The sequence below is a fragment of the Nocardia sp. NPDC050630 genome (assembly GCF_044457245.1).
Classification (GTDB): domain Bacteria; phylum Actinomycetota; class Actinomycetes; order Mycobacteriales; family Mycobacteriaceae; genus Nocardia.
Genome location: NZ_JBITGN010000001.1, coordinates 236,276 through 255,951, shown reverse-complemented (window position 1 = coordinate 255,951; position 19,676 = coordinate 236,276). Strand labels below are relative to the sequence as shown.

Annotated in this window: 20 protein-coding genes; 14 read left to right on the top strand and 6 right to left on the bottom strand. The window is 65.9% G+C overall.

The features are described from left to right. The first annotated feature begins 37 nt into the window (after positions 1 to 37). The 8 genes from ACIBG0_RS00965 to ACIBG0_RS00930 are packed head-to-tail and all read left to right on the top strand — an operon-like array spanning position 38 to position 7,239. On the top strand, positions 38 to 898 hold the full coding sequence (locus ACIBG0_RS00965; RefSeq protein ID WP_397028051.1) for a mycofactocin-coupled SDR family oxidoreductase: 861 nt from the start codon (positions 38 to 40) through the stop codon (positions 896 to 898). A gap of 14 nt (positions 899 to 912) precedes the next feature. Beyond that, complete coding sequence (locus tag ACIBG0_RS00960) at positions 913 to 1,107, top strand: ferredoxin (protein WP_364342790.1); 195 nt, start codon at positions 913 to 915, stop codon at positions 1,105 to 1,107. Positions 1,108 to 1,118: 11 nt separating this feature from the next. After that, positions 1,119 to 2,474 carry a cytochrome P450 gene (locus tag ACIBG0_RS00955; RefSeq protein WP_397028049.1) on the top strand — a complete coding sequence of 452 codons (1,356 nt, stop codon included), beginning with the start codon at positions 1,119 to 1,121 and terminating at the stop codon, positions 2,472 to 2,474. A gap of 20 nt (positions 2,475 to 2,494) precedes the next feature. Continuing rightward, positions 2,495 to 4,153: a thiolase C-terminal domain-containing protein gene (locus ACIBG0_RS00950; protein WP_397028047.1), complete on the top strand. Its 1,659-nt coding sequence runs from the start codon at positions 2,495 to 2,497 to the stop codon at positions 4,151 to 4,153. After that, a complete protein-coding gene (locus ACIBG0_RS00945) occupies positions 4,150 to 5,124 on the top strand; it encodes an alpha/beta hydrolase (RefSeq protein ID WP_397028045.1) in 975 nt (324 codons plus the stop codon). Before ACIBG0_RS00950 ends, ACIBG0_RS00945 begins: the two co-directional genes overlap by 4 nt. Beyond that, complete coding sequence (locus tag ACIBG0_RS00940; protein ID WP_397028043.1) at positions 5,124 to 5,627, top strand: DoxX family protein; 504 nt, start codon at positions 5,124 to 5,126, stop codon at positions 5,625 to 5,627. Before ACIBG0_RS00945 ends, ACIBG0_RS00940 begins: the two co-directional genes overlap by 1 nt. Next, on the top strand, positions 5,627 to 6,445 hold the full coding sequence (locus ACIBG0_RS00935; RefSeq protein ID WP_397028041.1) for an NAD(P)-dependent oxidoreductase: 819 nt from the start codon (positions 5,627 to 5,629) through the stop codon (positions 6,443 to 6,445). Before ACIBG0_RS00940 ends, ACIBG0_RS00935 begins: the two co-directional genes overlap by 1 nt. Next, the gene (locus ACIBG0_RS00930; protein WP_397028039.1) at positions 6,445 to 7,239 is read left to right on the top strand and encodes an NAD(P)-dependent oxidoreductase; all 795 of its coding nucleotides are present in this window, start codon (positions 6,445 to 6,447) and stop codon (positions 7,237 to 7,239) included. Before ACIBG0_RS00935 ends, ACIBG0_RS00930 begins: the two co-directional genes overlap by 1 nt. A 238-nt stretch (positions 7,240 to 7,477) precedes the next feature. Here ACIBG0_RS00930 and ACIBG0_RS00925 read toward each other — a convergent pair whose 3' ends face one another. Further along, on the bottom strand, positions 7,478 to 8,923 hold the full coding sequence (locus tag ACIBG0_RS00925; protein WP_397028037.1) for an MFS transporter: 1,446 nt from the start codon (positions 8,921 to 8,923) through the stop codon (positions 7,478 to 7,480). 117 nt (positions 8,924 to 9,040) lie between these two features. Here ACIBG0_RS00925 and ACIBG0_RS00920 point away from each other — a divergent pair, with 117 nt between their 5' ends. Then, a complete protein-coding gene (locus ACIBG0_RS00920) occupies positions 9,041 to 9,544 on the top strand; it encodes a MarR family winged helix-turn-helix transcriptional regulator (protein WP_397028036.1) in 504 nt (167 codons plus the stop codon). A gap of 66 nt (positions 9,545 to 9,610) precedes the next feature. On the opposite strand, the gene ACIBG0_RS00915 is transcribed toward ACIBG0_RS00920, so the two are convergent. From ACIBG0_RS00915 to ACIBG0_RS00905, 3 genes are all read right to left on the bottom strand, one after another. Then, positions 9,611 to 11,155, bottom strand: a complete 1,545-nt coding sequence (locus ACIBG0_RS00915) for an acyl-CoA synthetase (RefSeq protein WP_397030141.1) — start codon at positions 11,153 to 11,155, stop codon at positions 9,611 to 9,613. A 125-nt stretch (positions 11,156 to 11,280) separates the two neighbouring features. Then, a complete protein-coding gene (locus ACIBG0_RS00910) occupies positions 11,281 to 11,469 on the bottom strand; it encodes a ferredoxin (protein WP_397028035.1) in 189 nt (62 codons plus the stop codon). Then, a complete protein-coding gene (locus ACIBG0_RS00905; protein WP_397028033.1) occupies positions 11,466 to 12,761 on the bottom strand; it encodes a cytochrome P450 in 1,296 nt (431 codons plus the stop codon). The genes ACIBG0_RS00910 and ACIBG0_RS00905 overlap by 4 nt, the downstream gene beginning before the upstream one ends. A gap of 200 nt (positions 12,762 to 12,961) precedes the next feature. Between ACIBG0_RS00905 and ACIBG0_RS00900 the strand changes: the two genes are divergently transcribed. From ACIBG0_RS00900 to ACIBG0_RS00890, 3 genes are read left to right on the top strand one after another with little or no spacing between them, the layout of a single operon-like run. Next, positions 12,962 to 14,092: an acyl-CoA dehydrogenase family protein gene (locus tag ACIBG0_RS00900; RefSeq protein WP_397028031.1), complete on the top strand. Its 1,131-nt coding sequence runs from the start codon at positions 12,962 to 12,964 to the stop codon at positions 14,090 to 14,092. After that, positions 14,089 to 15,315: an acyl-CoA dehydrogenase family protein gene (locus tag ACIBG0_RS00895; RefSeq protein WP_397028029.1), complete on the top strand. Its 1,227-nt coding sequence runs from the start codon at positions 14,089 to 14,091 to the stop codon at positions 15,313 to 15,315. The genes ACIBG0_RS00900 and ACIBG0_RS00895 overlap by 4 nt, the downstream gene beginning before the upstream one ends. Before the next feature lie 3 nt (positions 15,316 to 15,318). After that, positions 15,319 to 16,161, top strand: a complete 843-nt coding sequence (locus ACIBG0_RS00890; protein ID WP_397028027.1) for an SDR family NAD(P)-dependent oxidoreductase — start codon at positions 15,319 to 15,321, stop codon at positions 16,159 to 16,161. On the opposite strand, the gene ACIBG0_RS00885 is transcribed toward ACIBG0_RS00890, so the two are convergent. Continuing rightward, entirely contained in the window at positions 16,103 to 16,798 is a 696-nt protein-coding gene (locus tag ACIBG0_RS00885; RefSeq protein ID WP_397028025.1) for a TetR/AcrR family transcriptional regulator, read from the bottom strand. The two genes, ACIBG0_RS00890 and ACIBG0_RS00885, sit on opposite strands and share 59 nt — an antisense overlap. A gap of 35 nt (positions 16,799 to 16,833) precedes the next feature. Here ACIBG0_RS00885 and ACIBG0_RS00880 point away from each other — a divergent pair, with 35 nt between their 5' ends. Then, complete coding sequence (locus tag ACIBG0_RS00880; protein WP_397028023.1) at positions 16,834 to 17,595, top strand: tyrosine-protein phosphatase; 762 nt, start codon at positions 16,834 to 16,836, stop codon at positions 17,593 to 17,595. Here ACIBG0_RS00880 and ACIBG0_RS00875 read toward each other — a convergent pair. Next, on the bottom strand, positions 17,590 to 18,852 hold the full coding sequence (locus tag ACIBG0_RS00875) for an aromatic ring-hydroxylating dioxygenase subunit alpha (protein ID WP_397030139.1): 1,263 nt from the start codon (positions 18,850 to 18,852) through the stop codon (positions 17,590 to 17,592). The genes ACIBG0_RS00880 and ACIBG0_RS00875 overlap by 6 nt on opposite strands. A gap of 161 nt (positions 18,853 to 19,013) precedes the next feature. On the opposite strand from ACIBG0_RS00875, the gene ACIBG0_RS00870 reads away from it, so the two are divergent. After that, positions 19,014 to 19,592: a TetR/AcrR family transcriptional regulator gene (locus ACIBG0_RS00870; protein WP_397028021.1), complete on the top strand. Its 579-nt coding sequence runs from the start codon at positions 19,014 to 19,016 to the stop codon at positions 19,590 to 19,592. Positions 19,593 to 19,676 lie beyond the last annotated feature (84 nt).

Below are 19,676 nucleotides of genomic sequence, written 5' to 3'. Positions count from 1 at the left end.
GTGTCGCCCAGAAGTAGTAGGACCGAAAGGAAAACCCGTGGGACGTGTGCAGGGCAAAGTCGCCTTCGTCACCGGAGCCGCGCGAGGCCAGGGCCGCAGCCACGCGGTAAAACTTGCCGAAGAGGGTGCCGACATCATCGCGGTCGATATCTGCCGCGATATCGAGAGCATCCAATACTCGCTATCACGCCCGGAGGATCTGGAGGAGACGACCCGTCTCGTCGAGAAGACCGGACGGCGCATCATCGCCGAACAGGCCGACGTGCGCGACCGACCGCAACTGGCCGCGGTTCTCGAGCGCGGTATCGCCGAATTCGGCCATCTCGACATCGTCGTCGCCCAGGCGGGCATCGCCGGTATGAAGGGCGAGCCACAGTGGCAGGCCTGGACCGATGTCATCGATACCAACTTGCTCGGCGTCATCAATGCCGTACAGGCGGCGCTGCCGCATCTGGGCGCGGGCGCATCGATCATCGCCACCGGTTCGACCGCGGCGCTGATGGACTTTTCGAAGGTAGATCAGCCCGGCAAGGATCCCGGCGGTGTCGCCTATATGGTCGCCAAACGCCTTCTGTCGCAATACATCCACGAGATCGCCACCCATTTGGCGCCGAGCAGTATTCGGGCCAATGTCGTACACCCGACCAATTGCGACACGCCCATGCTGCACAGCGAGCCGATGTACCGGTCGTTCCGCCCGGATCTCGAACACCCGACCCGCGCCGACGCCGAACCCGCCTTCTTCGTACAGCAGGCCATGCCGGTCCCCTATGTCGAGCCGGAGGAGATCAGCAACGCGGTGTTGTTCCTTGCCTCCGACGAGTCCCGTTTCATCACCGGCACCCAGCTGCGCGTCGATGCCGGCGGCTATCTGAAGTGGTACGACTACCGCGTCTGAAGGGAAGAAATACCGTGAAGGTTCGAGTCGATGCCGAGCGCTGTCAGGGGCACACGCTGTGCGCGATGATCGCCCCGAAGGTGTTCGAGCTCAGTGAAATCGACGGACATTCGTCACCGGTCAGCGAAGACGTTCCCGCCGATCAGCAGGACAACGTGCGCGAGGCCGTCCGGTCCTGCCCCGAACGGGCGATCTCCAGCACCGAATAGAGGAACCGCCGATGACCGATATCGCTTCCGATGCCGAGCGCAGACGGCCGGAATTTCATTTCGATCGACACACTCCGCAATATCGCGAGCAGTTCGTCGACATCACCCAGCAGATGCACAGCAAGTGCCCGGTGGCCTGGACCGAAACCTACGGCGGCCATTGGGTGGCCGCGGGCAACCGCGAAGTGTTCGAACTGGCCCGCTGCCCGCACATCTCCAATGACAACGACCCCAACGGGGAACGCCGTGGCTACAAGGGGATTTCCATTCCGACCCCGGAACGCGGCCAGGGCATTCGCGCCGGCATCCTGGAAATGGACCCGCCCGAACAGCGGGAACTGCGCTCGGCGCTGAATCCGTATCTGTCCCCCGCCGCGGTGCAGCGTTGGATTCCGTTGGTCGACGAAATCGTGCGCGCCAGCATCGACGAGCACATCGAAAGCGGCACCATCGATTTCGTCGACGAGTTGGCCAATATCGTGCCCGCCGTGTTGACCCTCGCGATGCTGGGCATCCCGCTGGACAAGTGGACCATCTACAACGAACCGGCGCACGCCTCGGTGTACACCCCACCCGATTCACCGGACACTGCGCGCATCGCCGAAATGCACCGCGCCATGGGCCTGGATCTGCTGACGAATTACCTAGAGGTCAAACAGAATCCACGCCCTGGCATGCTGCACGCGGTCGCCGAGTCCACCCTGAACGGCGAGCCGATCTCCGATATGGACGCGCTCGGCATGCTCAGCCTCATTATCGGTGGCGGCTTCGACACCACCACCGCGCTCACCGCGCACGCGCTGGAATGGCTGTCGGAGAATCCGGATCAGCGCGAATTGCTCAGTCGGGAACGCGATCTCATCCTGGATTCGGCGACCGAGGAGTTCCTGCGCTACTTCACCCCCGCACCGGGTGACGGTCGCACCTTCGCCCAGGATTGCGAGGTCGCGGGCACGCGGTTCGCCGAAGGTGAGCGGCTGTGGCTGTCGTGGGCGATGGCCAACCGGGATCCCGAGGTGTTCGACAACCCCAATGAGATCGATATGGAGCGGCGGGGCAATCGGCACTACAGTTTCGGCCTCGGCGTGCACCGCTGCATCGGCTCCAATATGGCGCGCATGGTGTTCAAGAGAATGCTGCTCGCGGTGCTGGACCGGATGCCGGACTATCGTTGCGATCCCGCGGACGCCGTACATTACGACACCATCGGCGTCATCCAGGGCATGCGGCATCTACCGGCCAGCTTCACCCCCGGACCGCGGCTCGGCGCCGGACTGGACGAAACCCTGGCGAAACTGCAGCGCGTCTGCGATGAGCAGCGGCTGGCCGAACCGGTCACCGTGCGCAAGGGCGACGCCCAGATCTGACGACACAGCGAGGAGGCGATATGGGCGAAGCATCGGGACGTCCGCTGCCATTGCTCACCCTCGAAAACGAGTTCTTCTGGACCTCGGGGAGCGATGGCACGCTGCGTATACAGGAATGTGAATCCTGTGCGGCACTGATCCATCCACCGCAGCCGGTGTGCCGGTACTGCCGTGGACACCAGATGGGAGTGCGTGCCGTCTCCGGCTTCGCCACACTCGCGGGCTTCACCGTCAACCACCGTTTCGGGGTGCCGGGACTGCCCGCGCCCTATGTGGTGGCGCAGGTCGCGATCGAGGAGGATCCGCGAGTTCGGCTCACCACCAATGTGATCGACTGCGATCCAGACGACCTGGTCCTCGGCATGCGATTGGAAGTGGTCTTCCACGAGGACGACGATGTCTGGCTGCCGCTGTTCCGGCCCGTCGAAACGCAACCGGAACCTGCCCCACTGCCCGTGGACGATATTGCGCCACAAGAGTTCTGGCGGCACGTGCGGCCCATGGTGCGGCCGGAGAAGTTCGAGGACCGGGTCGCACTCACCGGCATCGGTAGGTCAGCGATCGGGCGGCGGCTGCAGGTCCCACCGCTGCGGCTGACGATCCAGGCCTGCGAAAGCGCGATCGCCGACGCCGGACTGACGATGGACGATATCGACGGCCTGTCGACCTATCCCGGCGGCGGCAATATGGGTGGATTCAGCGAAGGCGGTGTCACCGCTCTGGAGTCCGCCCTGGGCATCCGGCCGACCTGGTACAACGGCGGGATCGAAACCTTCGGCCCCGGTGGGGCGGTCATCGCGGCCATGCTCGCGGTCGCGGGCGGGCTGGCCCGGCATGTGCTGTGTTTCCGCACCCTGTGGGAAGCCACCTTCAACGATTTGCTGCGCACGGGCAAGATCAAGCCCTCCGGTGGGCGCACACCCGGCTGGATGGCCCCCTTCGGCGCCACCTCGGCGGCGCATACCTTGGCGCAGAATGCCCAACGGCATTTCCACCGCTATGGCACCACTCGCGAAACCCTCGGCTGGATCGCACTGAATCAGCGCGCCAACGCCGAACTCGAGCCGACCGCGATCTACCGAGATCCGTTGACCATGCGGGACTATCTCGAGGCGCGCACAATCACCACCCCGTTCGGCCTCTACGACTGCGATGTGCCCTGTGACGGCGCGATCGCCGTCATCGTCTCCAGTGCGGACGCGGCGCGCGATCTGGCCAAACCACCGGTTCTGGTGGAGGCGGTCGGCACTCAGATCATCGAGCGGATCGAATGGGATCAGAGCACCCTCACCCACGAACCACAGGTGCTCGGTCCGGCCGCGCACCTGTGGACCCGAACCACGTTGCGCCCCGCCGACGTCGATATCGCCGAACTGTACGACGGCTTCACCTTCAACTGTCTGTCCTGGCTGGAGGCACTCGGCTTCTGCGGTATCGGCGAGGCCAAGGACTTCCTCGACGGCGGTAAAAACATCGCCCGCGACGGCCAGCTGCCGCTCAATACCCATGGTGGCCAGCTCTCGCACGGCCGCACCCATGGCATGGGCCTGCTGTACGAGGCGATTGTGCAGCTGCGCGGTGAAGCCGGTGCGCGGCAGGTTGCTGATGCCCGCGTCGGTGTGGTGTCCAGCGGTGGGCTGACTCCCGGTGGGGTAATGCTGCTGCGGAGCGATTCATGACGATTACCGAATCCGATTTCTCACTGCTGACCGGAGACGAACCGATTCCGGTGGTGACCGAGGTCGACGGCATCCCGATGTCGGGGTTGTTGGCCGAGGCGCAGGCGCCACGGGCGGTGCTGCTCGCCCTGCACGGCGGGGCCACCACCTCGGCGTATTTCGACTGCCCTGATCATCCGCGACTGTCACTGCTGCGGTTGGCCGCCGCGGCCGGGTACACCGTGTTGGCCCTGGACCGGCCGGGATACGGCAGCTCGCACACACATGCGGACGAACTCGCCGACCCACAGCGCCGTGTCGATCTGATGTACGCGGCGGCCGAGCAGCATCTCGGGTCGCGGCCCCGCGGCGCGGGCACCTTCTTGCTCGCCCATTCCGCGGGTAGTGAACTGGCGCTGCGGATGGCGGCCGACGAGCGCGGACGCGGATTGCTCGGCCTCGAATTGGCCGGGACCGGGCTGGAACATCAGCAGGAGGCCTACGACATTCTGTGGGGACCGGATCCGCACGGGAAACGGCGCATGCGTCGCGACGGCGTACCGGGCGGCGTCACCGAACTGCTGTGGTATCCGGCCCGGCTGTACCCGCCCGAGTTGGTCGGCGGTGCGCGGATCGGGTCGTATGGTCCACGCTACGAAGGGAATTCGGTCGAGGACTGGCCGACGGTCACCTTCCCCACACTTGCCGCCGAGGTGCGGATTCCGGTGCGGTTCACCGTCGGTGACCACGAACGGGTGTGGCGCAACGATCCGGAGGCACTCGCCGCGGTCGCCGCCCGGTTCGCCGCCGCACCGCGGGTTGTGCTCAATATCCAGCCCAACAGCGGCCACAACCTCAGCATGGGACATACGGCCGCCGCCTACCACTTCGGCCTGCTGGCCTTCGTCGAAGAAACCGCCGTCGCCCGCGGGCTCGGCGAATTCTCCGGCCCCGCAATACAATTCAATGGCACCACACAGGAGGCGAACTGATGGACGTCGTCGACGTGGCCGCGGCACTCGTGCGACTCGTCGTGGGCGGCACCATGATCGCCCACGGAGTCAATCACTGGGTGGGCGGCGGCAAGATCGCGGGCACCGCGCGCTGGTTCAGTGGCCTCGGACTGCGCGGGGGCACCCTGCACGCGTGGCTCAGCGTCGTCACCGAAATCGGTGCGGGCGTGTTGTTGATCGTCGGGCTGCTCACCCCGCTGGCGTGTGCGGCGGTTATCTCGGTAATGGCGGTCGCTGGCCTGCTCGCACACCGCACCAACGGATTCTTCGTCTTCAAAGAGGGTTACGAGTATGTCCTCGTGCTCGCGGTTGTTTCGCTGGCGCTGGCGCTGCTCGGCCCTGGGTGGCTGTCCATCGATCACGCCGCCGACATCGAGATAACGGGCTGGTCCGGTGGCGGCATCGCCCTCGGTGTCGGTTTGGTCGCCACCGCGGGTCTGCTCGCCGTGTTCTGGCGGCCCGAAGCGAAAGGCGACGTGTGATGCGGGTCGGATTCATCGGACTCGGCAGCCAAGGTGGGCCGATGGCGCGCCGGATCGTCGAATCCGGATACGAGACAACATTGTGGGCACGGCGTCTCGCTTCGCTCGAGCCGTTCGCCGATACGGCGGCGAAGGTCGCCGCATCACCTGCGGAACTGGCCGCCGCGAGCGATCTCGTCTGCCTCTGTGTGGTCGGCGACGCCGATGTCCGCGAGGTCGTCACCGGTACCGATGGCGTGCTGGCGGGTATGTCCGCGGGCGCGATCCTCGCCGTGCACAGTACGGTGCATCCGGACACCTGCCGCGATCTCGCCGATATCGCGCTGGCCCAGGGAGTTTCGATCATCGATGCACCGGTCAGCGGTGGCGGCGCGGCGGCCGCCGACGGCCGATTGTTGGTGATGGTCGGCGGCTCGACCGATATCGTCGAGCGGGCTCGCCCGGTATTAGAAACCTACGCCGACCCCGTAGTCCATCTGGGCCCGCTCGGCGCGGGACAGACTGCCAAACTACTCAACAACCTGCTGTTCACCGCGAATCTCGCAACGGCGGCAAGCACTCTCGCACTGGGAAGGGTAGTCGGTCTCGATCCCATCCGCCTCGGCGAAGTGATCTCGCACGGCACCGCCGACAGCTTCGCCCTCGGTCGTATCGTCTCGGCGGGCGGCACTCTGGACCGGCTCGCCGCACATGCCGGGCCGCTGCTGCGCAAGGATGTCGGGCTGATCGCGCATCTGGCCGCCGTCGCGGGCGCCGAACCCGGCATCGTGCTCGACGCCGCCGACGCGACCCTCGCGATGATCGACCACCCACGCTGATGCGCGTCGGATTCATCGGCGCCGGGCGGATGGGCCGTCCCATGGTGGCGCGGCTGGTTCGCGCCGGTCATGAGGTGTGCGCGCTCGGCCGGTCGCTCGAAGCGCGCCAGGCCCTTACCGAGATCGGCGCGCACGCGGTGTCCGCCCCCGCGGCCGTCGGGACCAATGCCGAACTGGTCATCGTGTGCGTTTTCACCGATGAACAGGTTCGGGCGGTATGTCTCGGCACACCGCTGCTGGCCGCCATGCCATCCGGATCGACTCTCGTCCTGCACACCACCGGCAGTCCGCACACGACCGCGGCCATTGCCGCCGAAGCCGTTGCCTCGCATGGCATCCAGCTGCTCGATGCCCCGGTCAGCGGCGGACCACCCGATATCGCGTCCGGACGGCTCACTCTATTCGTCGGTGGCCCAGCGGAGACCGTGGACCGGATCCGGCCTGTGCTGGCTGCTTACGGGGACCCGATTCTGCATGTCGGTCCGCTCGGCGCGGGACAGCGCGTCAAGTTGGTCAACAACGCCGTATTCGCCGCACAGCTCGGAATACTCACCGCGGCGGTGGATCTCGGAAAACAGCTCGGTGTCGCCGAGACCACCCTGTTGGCCGCGCTGCCGCACGGAAGTGCGGCGAGTCGCGCGCTGGCCGGTGTCGCGGGTCGGGGTTCGGTAGCCGAATTCAGCGCATCGGTAGGCGAATTCGTCGGTAAGGATGTCGCCGCGGTCCGGTCGATCGCCGCTGAACTCGGCACCGATCTCGGCCTGCTCGACACTGCCATCGGCCAGCGGCACTGACACCACTCCGCCGCGCGCCCCGAGCCTGTCGAGCGCCTGCGTGCCGCCCCGCAACGTGGCTCCGGGCTCATCGCAAAGCCAGATAATGGGATCGACACGCGCGAGCCGCCGCAGCGGTGGCCGACAACCGCATCATTCGGCACTTCGGTGCGACCACATATGCGGCGGCGCCCCCACCCTGCTGCCGGTGCAGGTTCGGGGGCGCCGTTCGCACGCGCCGCGCTGCGCGATTGTGCTATCAGACCCGTGCTGGGACTTCCGCTTCGGCGTGCTCGGCCGGCTCGACGGCCAGCGCACGACGAACCGGAATCGCCATGGCGACCAAGGCCGCCAGAACTGATACGCCACAGCCGATCATGAACGCGACCCGGAAGCCGTTCTCGGTGGGGATACTGTGACCGCCGACGGTGACGGTCAGCTGGGCGAGCACCGCGCCGACCACGGCCGCGGAGACCGAAGTGCCGATCGAGCGCATCAGAGTGTTGAACCCATTGGCGGCAGCGGTTTCCGACTGCGGCACCGCACCCATGATCAGGGCGGGCATGGCGCCGTAGGCGAAACCGACACCCGAGCTGCAGACGATGTTCACGATCAGCAGACCCCAGGTGCTGCCCATCAGAACCTGGGCGGAGCCGTAGCCGATGGCCATGACGACGGCACCGACGACAAGGGTGAACTTCGGACCGCGCAATGCCGAGAGCTTCGCGCCGACCGGGGAGATGAGCATCATCATGATTCCGGCGGGTGCCATCCACAGACCCATCGCCATCATCGACTGACCGAGACCGTAGCCGAGTGAGCTGGGCAGCTGCATCAACTGCGGGACACTCAACTGCAACGCGTACATGCCGACGCCGATGGCGACCGTCGCGAGATTGGTGACCAGCACCTGCGGGCGCGCGGTGACCCGCAGGTCGACCAGCGGCTCGACGCTGCGCAGCTCCCACCAACCCCACACCAGCAGCAGCGCTGAGGCCGCGACGAACAGACCGAGAATGCTGCCGCTCGTCCAACCCCACGTCGCCCCCTTGGACACCGCGAGCAACAGCGACACCAGACCGCCGCCGAGCAGCACCGCACCGAGGCCATCGAAGCGACCCGACGGTCCTTCGGCAATACCCTCCGGAACGACCACGGTGATCAGCGCGGTGGCAATCGCGACCAACGCCGCCGCGGCCCAGAACAGCACCCGCCAGTTGCTGTACTCGGTGACCGCCGCCGCCAACGGCAGACCGAGCGCACCACCGATACCGAGCGAGGAGCTGATCAGCGCGATGGCCGAGCCGAGTCGCTCGGGCGGCAGCACGTCCCGCAGCAGCGCGACGGCCAGCGGAATCGTGCCGAAGCCGAGGCCCTGCAGGCCGCGGCCGATGATCATCGGCACCAATGAACCCGCCATGGCACAGACCACCGAGCCGACGATGAGCGGCACCGTCGAGGCGATCACCATCCGGCGCTTACCGAACATATCGCCGAGGCGACCGGCGACCGGGGTGGCGACCGCACCCACCAGCAGCGTGACGGTGACCACCCAGGATGTATTGGCCGCCGAGGAATTCAGAATCTGCGGCAACTCGCCGAGCAATGGCACCACGAGCGTCTGCATCAGCGACGCGACGATGCCGGTATAGGCCAGCACCGCCAGGATGGCGCCCGGCCGAACGGCGGAATCAGGCTTGTCCACGCAAATCTCCCTCGGACTCACAACTTCTAGCGTGTATCGTACACTATATGTGTATCGTGCATTCCACGTGAACAATACACGCATTGTGTGTGATGCACATCTCCGAGGAAGGAAGGCATGGACAAGCGCATACAACTGATCGAGTTCGAGACCTTGCTACTCGGCCACTACCGACTGAGCCCGCAGCACCGGCGCACCGACGACCAGCTCGAGCGCAGCTCGTATCTGCTACTGAGCCGACTGCGGATCCAGGGCCCGATGTCGCTACGCCAGCTCAGTGACGCCCTGGGACTGGATGTTTCAACGCTGCATCGGCAGACCGCGACACTGCTGCGCACCGGACTCGTCGAACGCATTCCCGATCCGGAAGGCGGCATCGCACGCAAGTTCCGCGTCACCACAGCCGGCGGTGAGCGCCTCGACCAGGAGCGCGCTGCCATCATCGACGTACTGGCCGCGGTAACCCAGGATTGGACCGCCGAGGACCGCGCCGAATTCGCCCACTACCTAACCCGCTTCAACAGCGCCATCGAGCGCCTACACGGCCGGACCTGGCGCGCCCCCACTCCAGCCCCCAGCGATCAAGATCAGGTGGAAACCATGGCGGCATCGGCAGAGTAGGCCCCCCACCAGCTCCACTTGATCTTGATCGCCGCGCGGCGAGTGGACGCGTGCCGGGTAGGTCGGTCAGTTGACCAACGTGTTGTGGCCTTGCCAGTATTGGGCGCGTAGGTGGCGTTTGTAGAGTTTGCCGCTGGGGTCACGGGGCAATTCGGTGACGAAGTCGACTGTGCGTGGGCATTTGTAGGCGGCTAGTTCCGCGCGGCAGTAGGCGATCAGGTCGGACGCGAGTTCGGCACCGGCTACGGGCGGATCGACCAGTTGGACAATGGCTTTCACGGCCTCGCCCATTTCCTCGTCCGGTACGCCGAGCACGGCGACATCGGCGACCGCGGGGTGCGCGGCGAGGATGTCCTCGGCCTCTTGCGGGTAGATATTGACGCCGCCGGAGATGATCATGTGCGCTTGTCGATCGGTCAGATACAGGTAGCCGTCGGCATCGAGATAGCCCATGTCGCCGAGGGTGCGCCAGCCCTTCGGATGGGTCACCGAGGCGGTTTTCGCTGCGTCATGGTGGTACTCGAACGGCCGTCCCCCACCGAAATACACCACCCCGACTCTGCCGACCGGCAACTCCTCGCCATCCGTGCCGACAATGTGACACTCCTGCGCCGGTCTGCCCACCGAACCCGGATGTGCCAGCCACTCCTCGGCACTGATGTAGGTGTTGCCGACATCCTCGGTACCCGAGTAGTACTCGCCGATGATCGGTCCCCACCACTGCAACATCTGCCGCTTCACCGGCACCGGGCACGGCGCCGCCGAATGCACCACATCCACCAGACTGGAGATGTCATAGCGTTCGCGTTCAGCCTTCGGCAGTCGCAGCAGGCGCACGAACATGGTCGGCACCATCTGCGTATGGGTGACCCGATAACGCTCGATCAGCTCCAGACATTGCCGAGGGTCGAAGCGTTCCATGACGATCACGGTCGCGCCGATTCGCTGCCACGACATCGAGAACACCAGCGGCGCACCGTGATACAGCGGTGCGGGCGACAGATACACCGCATCCTCGCTGGCACCGCTCACCAGCAGGCCTCGCGCGATCTGCACCGGCGCCGAGTCCGGATCGCCGAGCGGAGCGGCCGGCAGCGGTTTGCGAACACCCTTGGGCTGCCCGGTCGTTCCCGAGGAGTACAGCATCTCCCGGCCCTCGCATTCGTCGGAGCCGAGCGGCTGCGGCGATGTCGCCGTCAGCACATCCTGGTACTGCTCGAAACCGACCAGCTGCCCCACCGCCACGATCCGGACCGGGATGGCGGACAGGTCGAGTTCGGCCACCACCTCGGCCATCGACTCGCTGGTCACCAGCGCGGTGGCGCCGCAATCGTCCAGGATGTACTGCACCTCACCGGCTTTCAGATGCCGATTGATCGCGGTGTAGTACAAACCGCAGCGCTGCGCCGCCCATGCGATCTCGAGAAATGGGCGATTGTTCTCCATGAGAATCGCGATGTGGTCGCCGACCGCCAGCCCGCGCGCACGCAGTGCCCTGGCGAACCGGATGGACCGCTGCTCCAGCTGTGCATAGGTCACCACCGCACCGCTGGAAGCCATCACGATCGCCGGGCGATCCGGTGCCCGACCGGCGTGCCAACCGGGCGTCATCGGTGCCGCAGTGGTCCGCACACCGATGTCGGACGCCACGGGATCGCCTGGCTCGGCACTATGATTCTCGGCCATGGAATAGCGCTCTTCCTCGAGATGCCGGTCAGCTGACTGCGTCGCGCCGATCAACTCGCGGTGATGGCATGCTCCGGACACGCCGACACCGCCACCAGCACGGCACTGGCGTGGTCGGCCGGAACTTCGGGAGTCCGCACCTCGGCATAGCCGTCGTCGTTCAGGACGAACACCTCCGGACACAACGACAGGCACACACCGTGTCCGCGGCAGCGGTCGGAATCGACCGAGACCTTCATCGGGTACCACCCTCCGCGATATCGAATTCCAGATGCAGCGCGGTCAGCCCGCGCAGGACAAAGGTCGGCACGTACACGTACTCGCGCGCGTCGGCGGCGCCGTGCACCGCTTCGTCGATGCGGATATCGGTCGTGCGGTCCAGCAGCCGCTCGATGGCCACCCGCCCCTCGGCCCTGGCCAGCGGCGCGCCCGGGCAGGTGTGGATACCACGGCCGAAGGCGATGTGGGTCCGGGCATTCGAGCGTTCGGGATCGAAGGTGGAAGGGTCGTCGAAACGGCGCGGATCGCGGTTGGCGCCGCTGTTCACGACCATGAGGGTGCTACCGGCGGGCACGTCGACCCCGCCGACGCTCACCGGCACCCGTGACAAGCGGAAGTCACCCTTGACCGGGCTCTCCATGCGCAGCACCTCCTCGAGGAAATTCGGTATGCGCGAACGGTCCTCGCGCAGCCACCGCTGCAGTTCGGGCTTTTCGGCGAGTAGTTTCAGCGCGGCGCTGAGCAGTCGAACGGTCGTCTCCTGACCGGCCGAGAACAGGTTCGCGGCCACCCGAACGACATCGAGCACCGTGGGTTCCGAGCCATCCGGGAACATCGTGGCCGCCATGCTGCCGAGCACATCACCGCGCGGTTCGCGGCGACGGTCCTCGATGTAGTCGGCGAACTTGCCGTAGAGGAATTCGATCGGGTTGTGGTGCATGGATTCACCCTTGGTGCTGCCGAGAGTCGAGCCCTCCCGGTGCGGGTCGCGCTGCAATGCCTGTAGGAAGTCCTCCTGGTCGGCTTCGGGCACACCGAGCAGATCGGCGATGACGTACAGCGTGAACGGACCGGCGAAGTCGCGGATGAAGTCGCCGCGACCGGGTGCGAGGTAGCTGTCGAGCATCCGGTCCGCGAGCGCCCACATCGCGTCCTCGTTCTCCTTGAGGCGCTTGGGGGTGATCAGCCGCATCAGCAGTCCGCGGTGCTGAGTGTGTACCGGCGGGTCCAGGGTAGGCAGCTGGTCGCTGAACGGCAGTTTGTCGCGGTGCTCGGCGATCAGCGCATCGATATCGCCCTCCAGCGGCACCGGGAAGCCGGGGAACGGGCCGGTCACCGAGGTGCAGGAGGAGAAGTGCTCGGTGTCGTTGAGCACCTCGAGCGCCTCGTCGTAGCCGGTCACCATGTACACACCGTGGTGCTTCTCGCGCGCCACCGGGCACTGCGCGCGCATGGCGTCGAAGTACGGATACGGATCCGCTATGAGCTCCCGCCCGAGAAAGAAATCCATCTCCTCGAAGTCGTTCACCACTGATGGCTCCCTTCGCCACCGCGCGCTCCCGCGGCCTACCGATCCGGCACGCGAGAATGCTACTCTCAATAACTGTTGAATCTGATTCTCACATCGGTACGGGAGACCGTCAAATAGGAGACGGCGGCGCGCGGTTTCCGATCAGCGCGTCTCAGCCCGGTGAGCAGGTGCTCAGCGGTTGATTCGGAGGACCGAAATTCATGAGTGTCGAACCGACCGGCGATCAGCGGTTGTTCCAGACGACGACCCGCGAGTTCCTCGACCGCACCGTCCCGATCGAAACGGTTCGCGAACTGGCTGATACCACAACGGGTTTCGATGACCAGTGGTGGCGCCGGGGTGCGGCATTGGGTTGGACGGCGATGCTGGTGCCCGAAAGTCTCGGCGGCGGCTCGGTTTCCGGCCAGCCGATGACCGAACTCGCGCTGGTGGCCGAGGAATTCGGTCGCACTTGCGCCCCCGGCCCGTTGATCCCCACCAGCGCCGTACTCGCCGGACTGGCGCCCGCGGGCGATCGGTTCGCCGATGTGATCGCCGAGGTCGTCAGTGGCGGCACCATCGCCGCTTGGGCACTCTACGAGCCAGGCCACGGTTTGGACCTCAGCGCACCTGGCACCCGCGCCGAGCCCGACGGCACCGGCTACCGGCTCACCGGAGTGAAGGACCGCGTCGAAGCCGGTGACCGCGCCGACCTGTTCCTCGTCACGGCACACGGCTCCGACGGGCCGATCCAGGTTCTGGTGCGCGCCGATACCCCCGGCGTCACGGTCACCCCGACATGGACGCTCGACCTCGTGCGTCATACCGCCCGGGTCGAGTTCGCGAATGTTCTCATCGATGCCGAGGCCGTGGTCCACAAGGGCGAAACCGCCAGTACGGCAACGCAATCGCAACTGCACGTCGCCGCCGCACTGGCCGCGGCGGAATCGGTCGGGGCCACCCGGCGCACCTTCGACACGACCATGACCTGGATGTTCGACCGCTACACCTTCGGCCGCCCACTGGCCTCGAATCAGGCACTCAAACATCGCATGGCCGATAACAAGACCTGGTTGGAGGCCTGCCACGCGACCGCCCGCGCGGCAGCGGTTGCCATCGACGAAAACCCTTCCACGGCAGCCGAATTCGTCAGCGTCGCCAAATCGTATATCGGTACGAAAGCGCCGGTGATCGTCCAGGACTGCGTGCAGATCCATGGCGGCATCGGCGTCACTTGGGAACACGACCTGCATCTGTTCCTACGCCGCGTCACCTATGGTCGAGCCCTGTACGGCACCGCGCAGGAACATCACCGCCGCATCACCGACCTACTCGTCCGGGGTGCCGCGTGAGCACCGATCTCGAACCAGTCGACAGCTTCCGCGACCGCGCCCGCCGCTGGCTGAAGGAGAACCTCCCGCCCGCAACACAGACCTACGCCGGCGCGGACCACGACGGGGTGTGGAATCGCGCGCGCGAACTGCAGCGCATCCTCTTCGACGGCGGCTTCGCCGGTATCTGTTTCCCGAAAGCGTATGGCGGCCAAGGACTCACCCCCGCCCACCAGCAGGCCTTCACCGAGGAGTCGCTCGGCTACGAAATGCCGCTGGTGCTGAATGTGCCGACGCTCGCGATCTGCGCGGCTACCCTGCTCGAGTTGGGCACCGCGGAGCAGAAGCGCGCACATCTGCCAGCGGTGCTGTGCGGCGAAGAGATTCTGGCCCAGTTCCTGTCCGAACCGCTCGGCGGCTCGGATCTGGCGGGGCTGATCACTCGCGCCGATCGCGACGGTGCGGAGTGGATTCTCAACGGCTCCAAGATCTGGAGTTCGGGGGCGTATGCCGCCGACTACGGACTGTGCCTGGCCCGCACCGATTGGGATGTGCCGAAACACAATGGGCTCGCGCTGTTCCTGGTCCCGGTCGCCACGCCGGGGGTCACCATTCAGCGGATCAAACAGGTCACCGGATCGACCGAGTTCTGCCAGGAGTTCTTCGACGATGTCCGGCTCCCTGCCGACGCCGTAATCGGCGAAATGGGTGGCGGCTGGGCGGCGGCATCGCGGCTGCTGATGCACGAACGGGCCGCCATGGGCGGCACCTCGCCGTACACCAGCGGCCAGCGCCCGCATCTCGGCGCGGAAGCAACCACACTTGTCGACCTGGCGCGCGCGACCTGCCAACTGGACGATCCGCGGGTGCGTGAGGATATAGGGGCGGCCAGGGCCATGATCGTGGTCCGTAACCAGCTCATCGCCCATGTCTCCCAGGCCATCGGCACCGGCGCGCTGCCGCCTGCGGCCGGATCCATCGTCCGCCTGTTCAGCGCCGAAAATGCCCTGCTGCAAACCGATTCCGCCATCACGATCGCGGGCGCGGCGGCGGTGACCGGCGATCCGGACGGCCCCGGAATCGGCCAAGTCGGCATCGACTATCTGTTCCGCAATGCCTGGAGCCTCGCGGGCGGCAGCACCGAAATGGCCCGCAATATCATCAGCGAACGTGTGCTCGGTATGCCCCGCGAATCCGCCGCCGACCGTGACGTGCCGTTCAACAAGGTCGAAAGGGGTCGATGAGTGATGGGTTGGTTCGAACAACGCGGCGGGCTCGACGGCACCGTCGCCGTGATCACCGGTGGCGCAGGCGGTCTCGGGCAGGCGATCGTTCGGGATCTGGTCGCCAATGGTGTCCGACCCGCGGTCCTCGATCTCGATGCCGAAGCCGCCGAGTCCCTGCGGCACGCCATCGCCGACCGCGACGCCCTGGTGCAGGTCGGTGACGCCCGCGATCCCGATACGCTGACGGCGCTGTTCGCCGCCGTCGACGAGCGCTGGGGACGGCTCGACACACTTGTCAATGTCGTCGGCGGCACCTTCCGTGCGCCTTTCACCGACACCGCGCCGAAGGGTTGGGACGCGTTACTGCGCACCAATCTGCTGCATGTCTTCCACGCCTGCGCACTGGCGGTGCCGCGGATGCGGGCCGGTGGCCGCGGCGGCAGCATCGTCAATATCACCACCATCGAAGCACACCGTGCCGCACCGGGTTTCGCGGTCTACTCCGCCGCAAAAGCGGCCGTCGAACAGTTCGGCCGCACCCTCGCCGTCGAACTCGCACCGGACCGGATCCGGGTCAACAATGTGGCCCCGGATTTCGTGCCGACGCCGAACCTGGCCAGGTTCTCACATGGCGACGGTGCCATGTCCGATCCGACGGGGGCTCGGGTCGCCATCCCACTGGGGCGGCCCGGTCAGGCCACCGATGTGTCGAATTGCGTGGTCTTCCTCGCCTCGGCCCTTTCGGCCTACCTCACCGGCACCACCCTGCACCCCGACGGTGGCACCTCGGCATCGGCGGGCTGGTTCAACTGGCCGGAAACCGGTTGGGCAAATTACGCTCCGCTGCGCTATCTCCAGAGTTGATCCGGGTGATCGCGCGCAGACAGAAGGCGGTCGTGCGATCGATATCGGCGGCGGTCGGCTCCACCCGGCGCCAGAGGAAATCGGTCAGACTGCCGACGGTCGCGTGTGCGACGAGCCCGGCATCGAATTCCGGGTCCTGGCTGCCCATGTCGGCGAATGCGCGGTACAGCAGTGTGGCGAGCCGACCGCTCGGCGTGGGCGAGCCGGCATCGATATCCGGGGCCGATCCACCGGCATTCCACAGCACCGCCCTGGTCAACGTCGCCGTGGCATCGGCCGCCTGGGACAGCACCGCCTCGACCCAGCGGCGTACCTGGCCCTCCGGTGTATCGGCCGTGCGCATGCGCCGGTCGGCATAGCGCACCAGACGCTCGGCGCCATCCTCGATCAGGGCGGAGATGAGTGCGTCCTTCGATGGAAAGTGCCGGTAGAAGGCATCGTTGGATAGACCGGCGGCCGCGACGATATCGGCTACGCGCGGTCGCGACGCGGTTCCGCTGGCGCGAATGACAGCCAGCGCGGCATCGAGCAGGCGGCGCACCTCATCGGCATAGGTCGCCTCCCGCTTGGCGAGCGCCCGCGCTGCGATGCGGCCCACCACATCCACCTCGGGACGCGTAAGGCTATTCTCACCCACAAGAAGAGTATTCTCGGAATTAGGAGTGGGCGCAAATGCCCGAGCGTGTCCTCACCCTGCAAGGGGCGACGAACTTCCGCGATCTCGGCGGCTATCCGACCGTCGACGGCGGCTACACACGCTGGGGAATGGTCTATCGGTCCGACGCTCCGCACCGGCTCAGCATTGATGATCTCGCCATCGTCGAGCGCCTCGGACTGCTGGTCGCCTACGACCTGCGCACCGACGAAGAGCGCGACCGCTCCCCCTCCGCGCTGCCCGCGACCGTGCGTCGGATACCGCTCACCATCGGCGGCACCGCCGCCCACACCCGGGCCAATGCCGAGCTGATCCGCACCCGACCCGCCGAAATTCCCGATGACTTCCTCGCCGAAATGTACCGCCGTATGGTCGATTTCGACGCGGAGATATTCGGGCGGATCCTCACCGACTTAGCCGATGCGCAAGGTACGCCAGCCCTCATCCATTGCACCGCGGGCAAGGACCGCACCGGTGTCGCTGCCGCATTACTGCTGGCAGCGCTCGGCGTCGACGAGACGACAATTCTCGACGACTACGAACTCAGTGCCATCCACTTCACCGAGCGGCGCCTGCCCCGCCTGCTCGCCCGCCTGCCCGAAGATGTCGACCCCGCGCGCTACCGCGCGGTGTTCGGTGCGCCCCGCCTGGCGATGGTCGCCATGCTCACCGCACTTCGGAAGAAACACGGAAGTATCGAGGGCTACCTGCGTACCCGGGCCGGATTATCGCCCTCGACGCTCACCTCGCTGCGCGACCGGTTGGTCGAGCGATCATGACTTCGCCCGGTATCCCGCCACGAAGTCGGCGGCCTGCTTGTGCAGGTGCCGCAAGAGGATCTCCTGGTCATTGAGCGGGAACTCGGTGATCACCCGTGATTCGAGCGTGGTCTGGGTGGCCTCGAGGGTATTGCAGTCCTGCAGGCCGAATTCCTTGAACGTGAGGGCGGCCAGTTCCTGTCGCAACCGATCGGTGGCATTGCGCGCCGGGGCGAAATAGCAGGTGCCCTCGAAGATGTGCTTGTTGTAGGCGGTCGGCCAGTAGTGATACGTCAGGTACCAGCCGGGTGCCCACACGACGACCATGAAATTCGGGAAGAAGACGTAGGAGTCCAGCCCCCAGGCCCGGTGCCGGGCCGGATTCAGGCCGGGCGGCAGATTGTCCAGCGCGGGAATGTCCGGGCGATCCCAGGGGCCGAAATTGCCGCTGCGCAATGCCCTTTCGATCGGCTTGACCATATTCAGATCCTTGGGCGGGGCCATCCCACCCCACGAGGACACCATGCCGTGCGGCCCGTCCAGTTCGTAGTGCAGCGCCTCGAACCCGAAGTTCGACAGCTTCTGCGACTCCCCGGACACGTACTGCTTCGCATGCAGGATCGGTGCGTGGTAGAACTCGGCGAAGGCGTCGATGTAGAGCTTCCAATTGCTACCGACCTCGGCGCGATACTTGTACACCTCGGTCATCTCCGCGAACGGATAGCCCGCCAGCCCCGCGGCGAACTTGCCGAGATAGTCGGTCAGCGGCGCCGCCTCGTCATCGAGGTTGACGAAGATGAAGCCCTCCCATACTTCGCAGCGCACCGACTTCAGGCCGAACCGGCTCTTGTCGAAGTCGAAGAACTCCTGCTCCTGCTGCACGAAGGTGGCCTCGCCCGCGAGGTTGTAGCGCCAGGCGTGGTACTTGCACGTGAACTGTCGGCAGGTACCGGCAGTCTCCTGGCCCGGATAGTCGTCCCAGACCAGCTTGTTGCCGCGATGGCGGCAGATGTTGTGGAATGCGCGGATCTGCTGGTCATTGTCCTTGACGATGACCAGCGAGGTGTTCACCACCGCAAGCTCTTTGGTGAAGTAGCTACCCGTGCGCGAAACCTGTTCCACCCGGCCGACATTCAGCCAGGTCCGCGCGAAGATCGCCGCACGCTCGAGCTCGTAGTGCTCCGGCGAGACCGAATCCTCGAATGACACCAGTCCCGTGCCCAGCTCTGGATAGTGCTCCGTCCACGACCCTTCCGCGGGCTTCGCGAAATGCGGCATCTGCAGCTCCCGTCCTATCGAATACCGCGACCAATGGGCCGCTGACACGGGTGAATGCTAGCCGTTCGTAAAGTAGATTGCTAGCCGTTCGTAAAGTAAGCCCCTTGCCGATCGTCAAGTACAGTCGTATGCACCACGATGAGCTCAGCGGAAAGGTTGGCATGACCAGGGCAGATGTTGTCGCGCGCGAAGCCGACAGTCGGCAGCGCCTGATCGACGCGGCGGTGGCACTTTTCATCCGCCACAGTTTTGCCGGGACCTCGCTGCAAATGATCGCCGACGAACTGGGCTTCACCAAGGCCGCGATCTACTACCACTTCCGCACCCGCGAGCAACTACTCCTCGCCGTGTTACAGCCACTGCTGCAACAACTCCGGTCGGTGATCGAGACCGCCGAACAGCAGCGCACCGCCCGCGCCCGCGCCGAGTCGATGCTGAACGGTTACGCCGAACTCGTCGCGGCGAGCCGATCGATCGCCGCCGTGGTGACCACCGATCCCAGCGTCATTCGCGTGGTGCGTGAGCAAGCAGACTGGCGCGAAGTGATCGACCGCCCTGTCGCACTACTGGCAGAACCCACCTCGGGACCGGCGGGTGTCATCGCGGCAACCGCGGTGCTGACCGGTCTGGCTGGCGCTGCGTCCGGCGCACCGAACAACATCGACCAGCAGACTCTGCACCAACAGCTGCTCGATATCGGCCGCCGGATACTGGGACTGCGTAGACCGCGAAACCCATAACGCGGCAGCGCGTTTCGGAGGGAGCAAACCACCGTCAGACCGCCGGATTGTTCCGTCGGCTCCCCTCCGCCTCGATAAATTCCT

Excerpts from the sequence above, each read along its gene's own strand:
- ACIBG0_RS00935 (WP_397028041.1), top strand. The coding sequence starts at position 5,627 with ATGCGGGTCGGATTCATCGGACTCGGCAGCCAAGGTGGGCCGATGGCG.
- ACIBG0_RS00915 (WP_397030141.1), bottom strand. The coding sequence starts at position 11,155 with ATGACGCCCGGTTGGCACGCCGGTCGGGCACCGGATCGCCCGGCGATC.
- ACIBG0_RS00880 (WP_397028023.1), top strand. The coding sequence starts at position 16,834 with ATGCCCGAGCGTGTCCTCACCCTGCAAGGGGCGACGAACTTCCGCGAT.
- ACIBG0_RS00950 (WP_397028047.1), top strand. The coding sequence starts at position 2,495 with ATGGGCGAAGCATCGGGACGTCCGCTGCCATTGCTCACCCTCGAAAAC.
- ACIBG0_RS00955 (WP_397028049.1), top strand. The coding sequence starts at position 1,119 with ATGACCGATATCGCTTCCGATGCCGAGCGCAGACGGCCGGAATTTCAT.
- ACIBG0_RS00900 (WP_397028031.1), top strand. The coding sequence starts at position 12,962 with ATGAGTGTCGAACCGACCGGCGATCAGCGGTTGTTCCAGACGACGACC.
- ACIBG0_RS00920 (WP_397028036.1), top strand. The coding sequence starts at position 9,041 with ATGGACAAGCGCATACAACTGATCGAGTTCGAGACCTTGCTACTCGGC.
- ACIBG0_RS00930 (WP_397028039.1), top strand. The coding sequence starts at position 6,445 with ATGCGCGTCGGATTCATCGGCGCCGGGCGGATGGGCCGTCCCATGGTG.
- ACIBG0_RS00940 (WP_397028043.1), top strand. The coding sequence starts at position 5,124 with ATGGACGTCGTCGACGTGGCCGCGGCACTCGTGCGACTCGTCGTGGGC.
- ACIBG0_RS00910 (WP_397028035.1), bottom strand. The coding sequence starts at position 11,469 with ATGAAGGTCTCGGTCGATTCCGACCGCTGCCGCGGACACGGTGTGTGC.
- ACIBG0_RS00945 (WP_397028045.1), top strand. The coding sequence starts at position 4,150 with ATGACGATTACCGAATCCGATTTCTCACTGCTGACCGGAGACGAACCG.
- ACIBG0_RS00870 (WP_397028021.1), top strand. The coding sequence starts at position 19,014 with ATGACCAGGGCAGATGTTGTCGCGCGCGAAGCCGACAGTCGGCAGCGC.
- ACIBG0_RS00890 (WP_397028027.1), top strand. The coding sequence starts at position 15,319 with ATGGGTTGGTTCGAACAACGCGGCGGGCTCGACGGCACCGTCGCCGTG.
- ACIBG0_RS00875 (WP_397030139.1), bottom strand. The coding sequence starts at position 18,852 with ATGCCGCATTTCGCGAAGCCCGCGGAAGGGTCGTGGACGGAGCACTAT.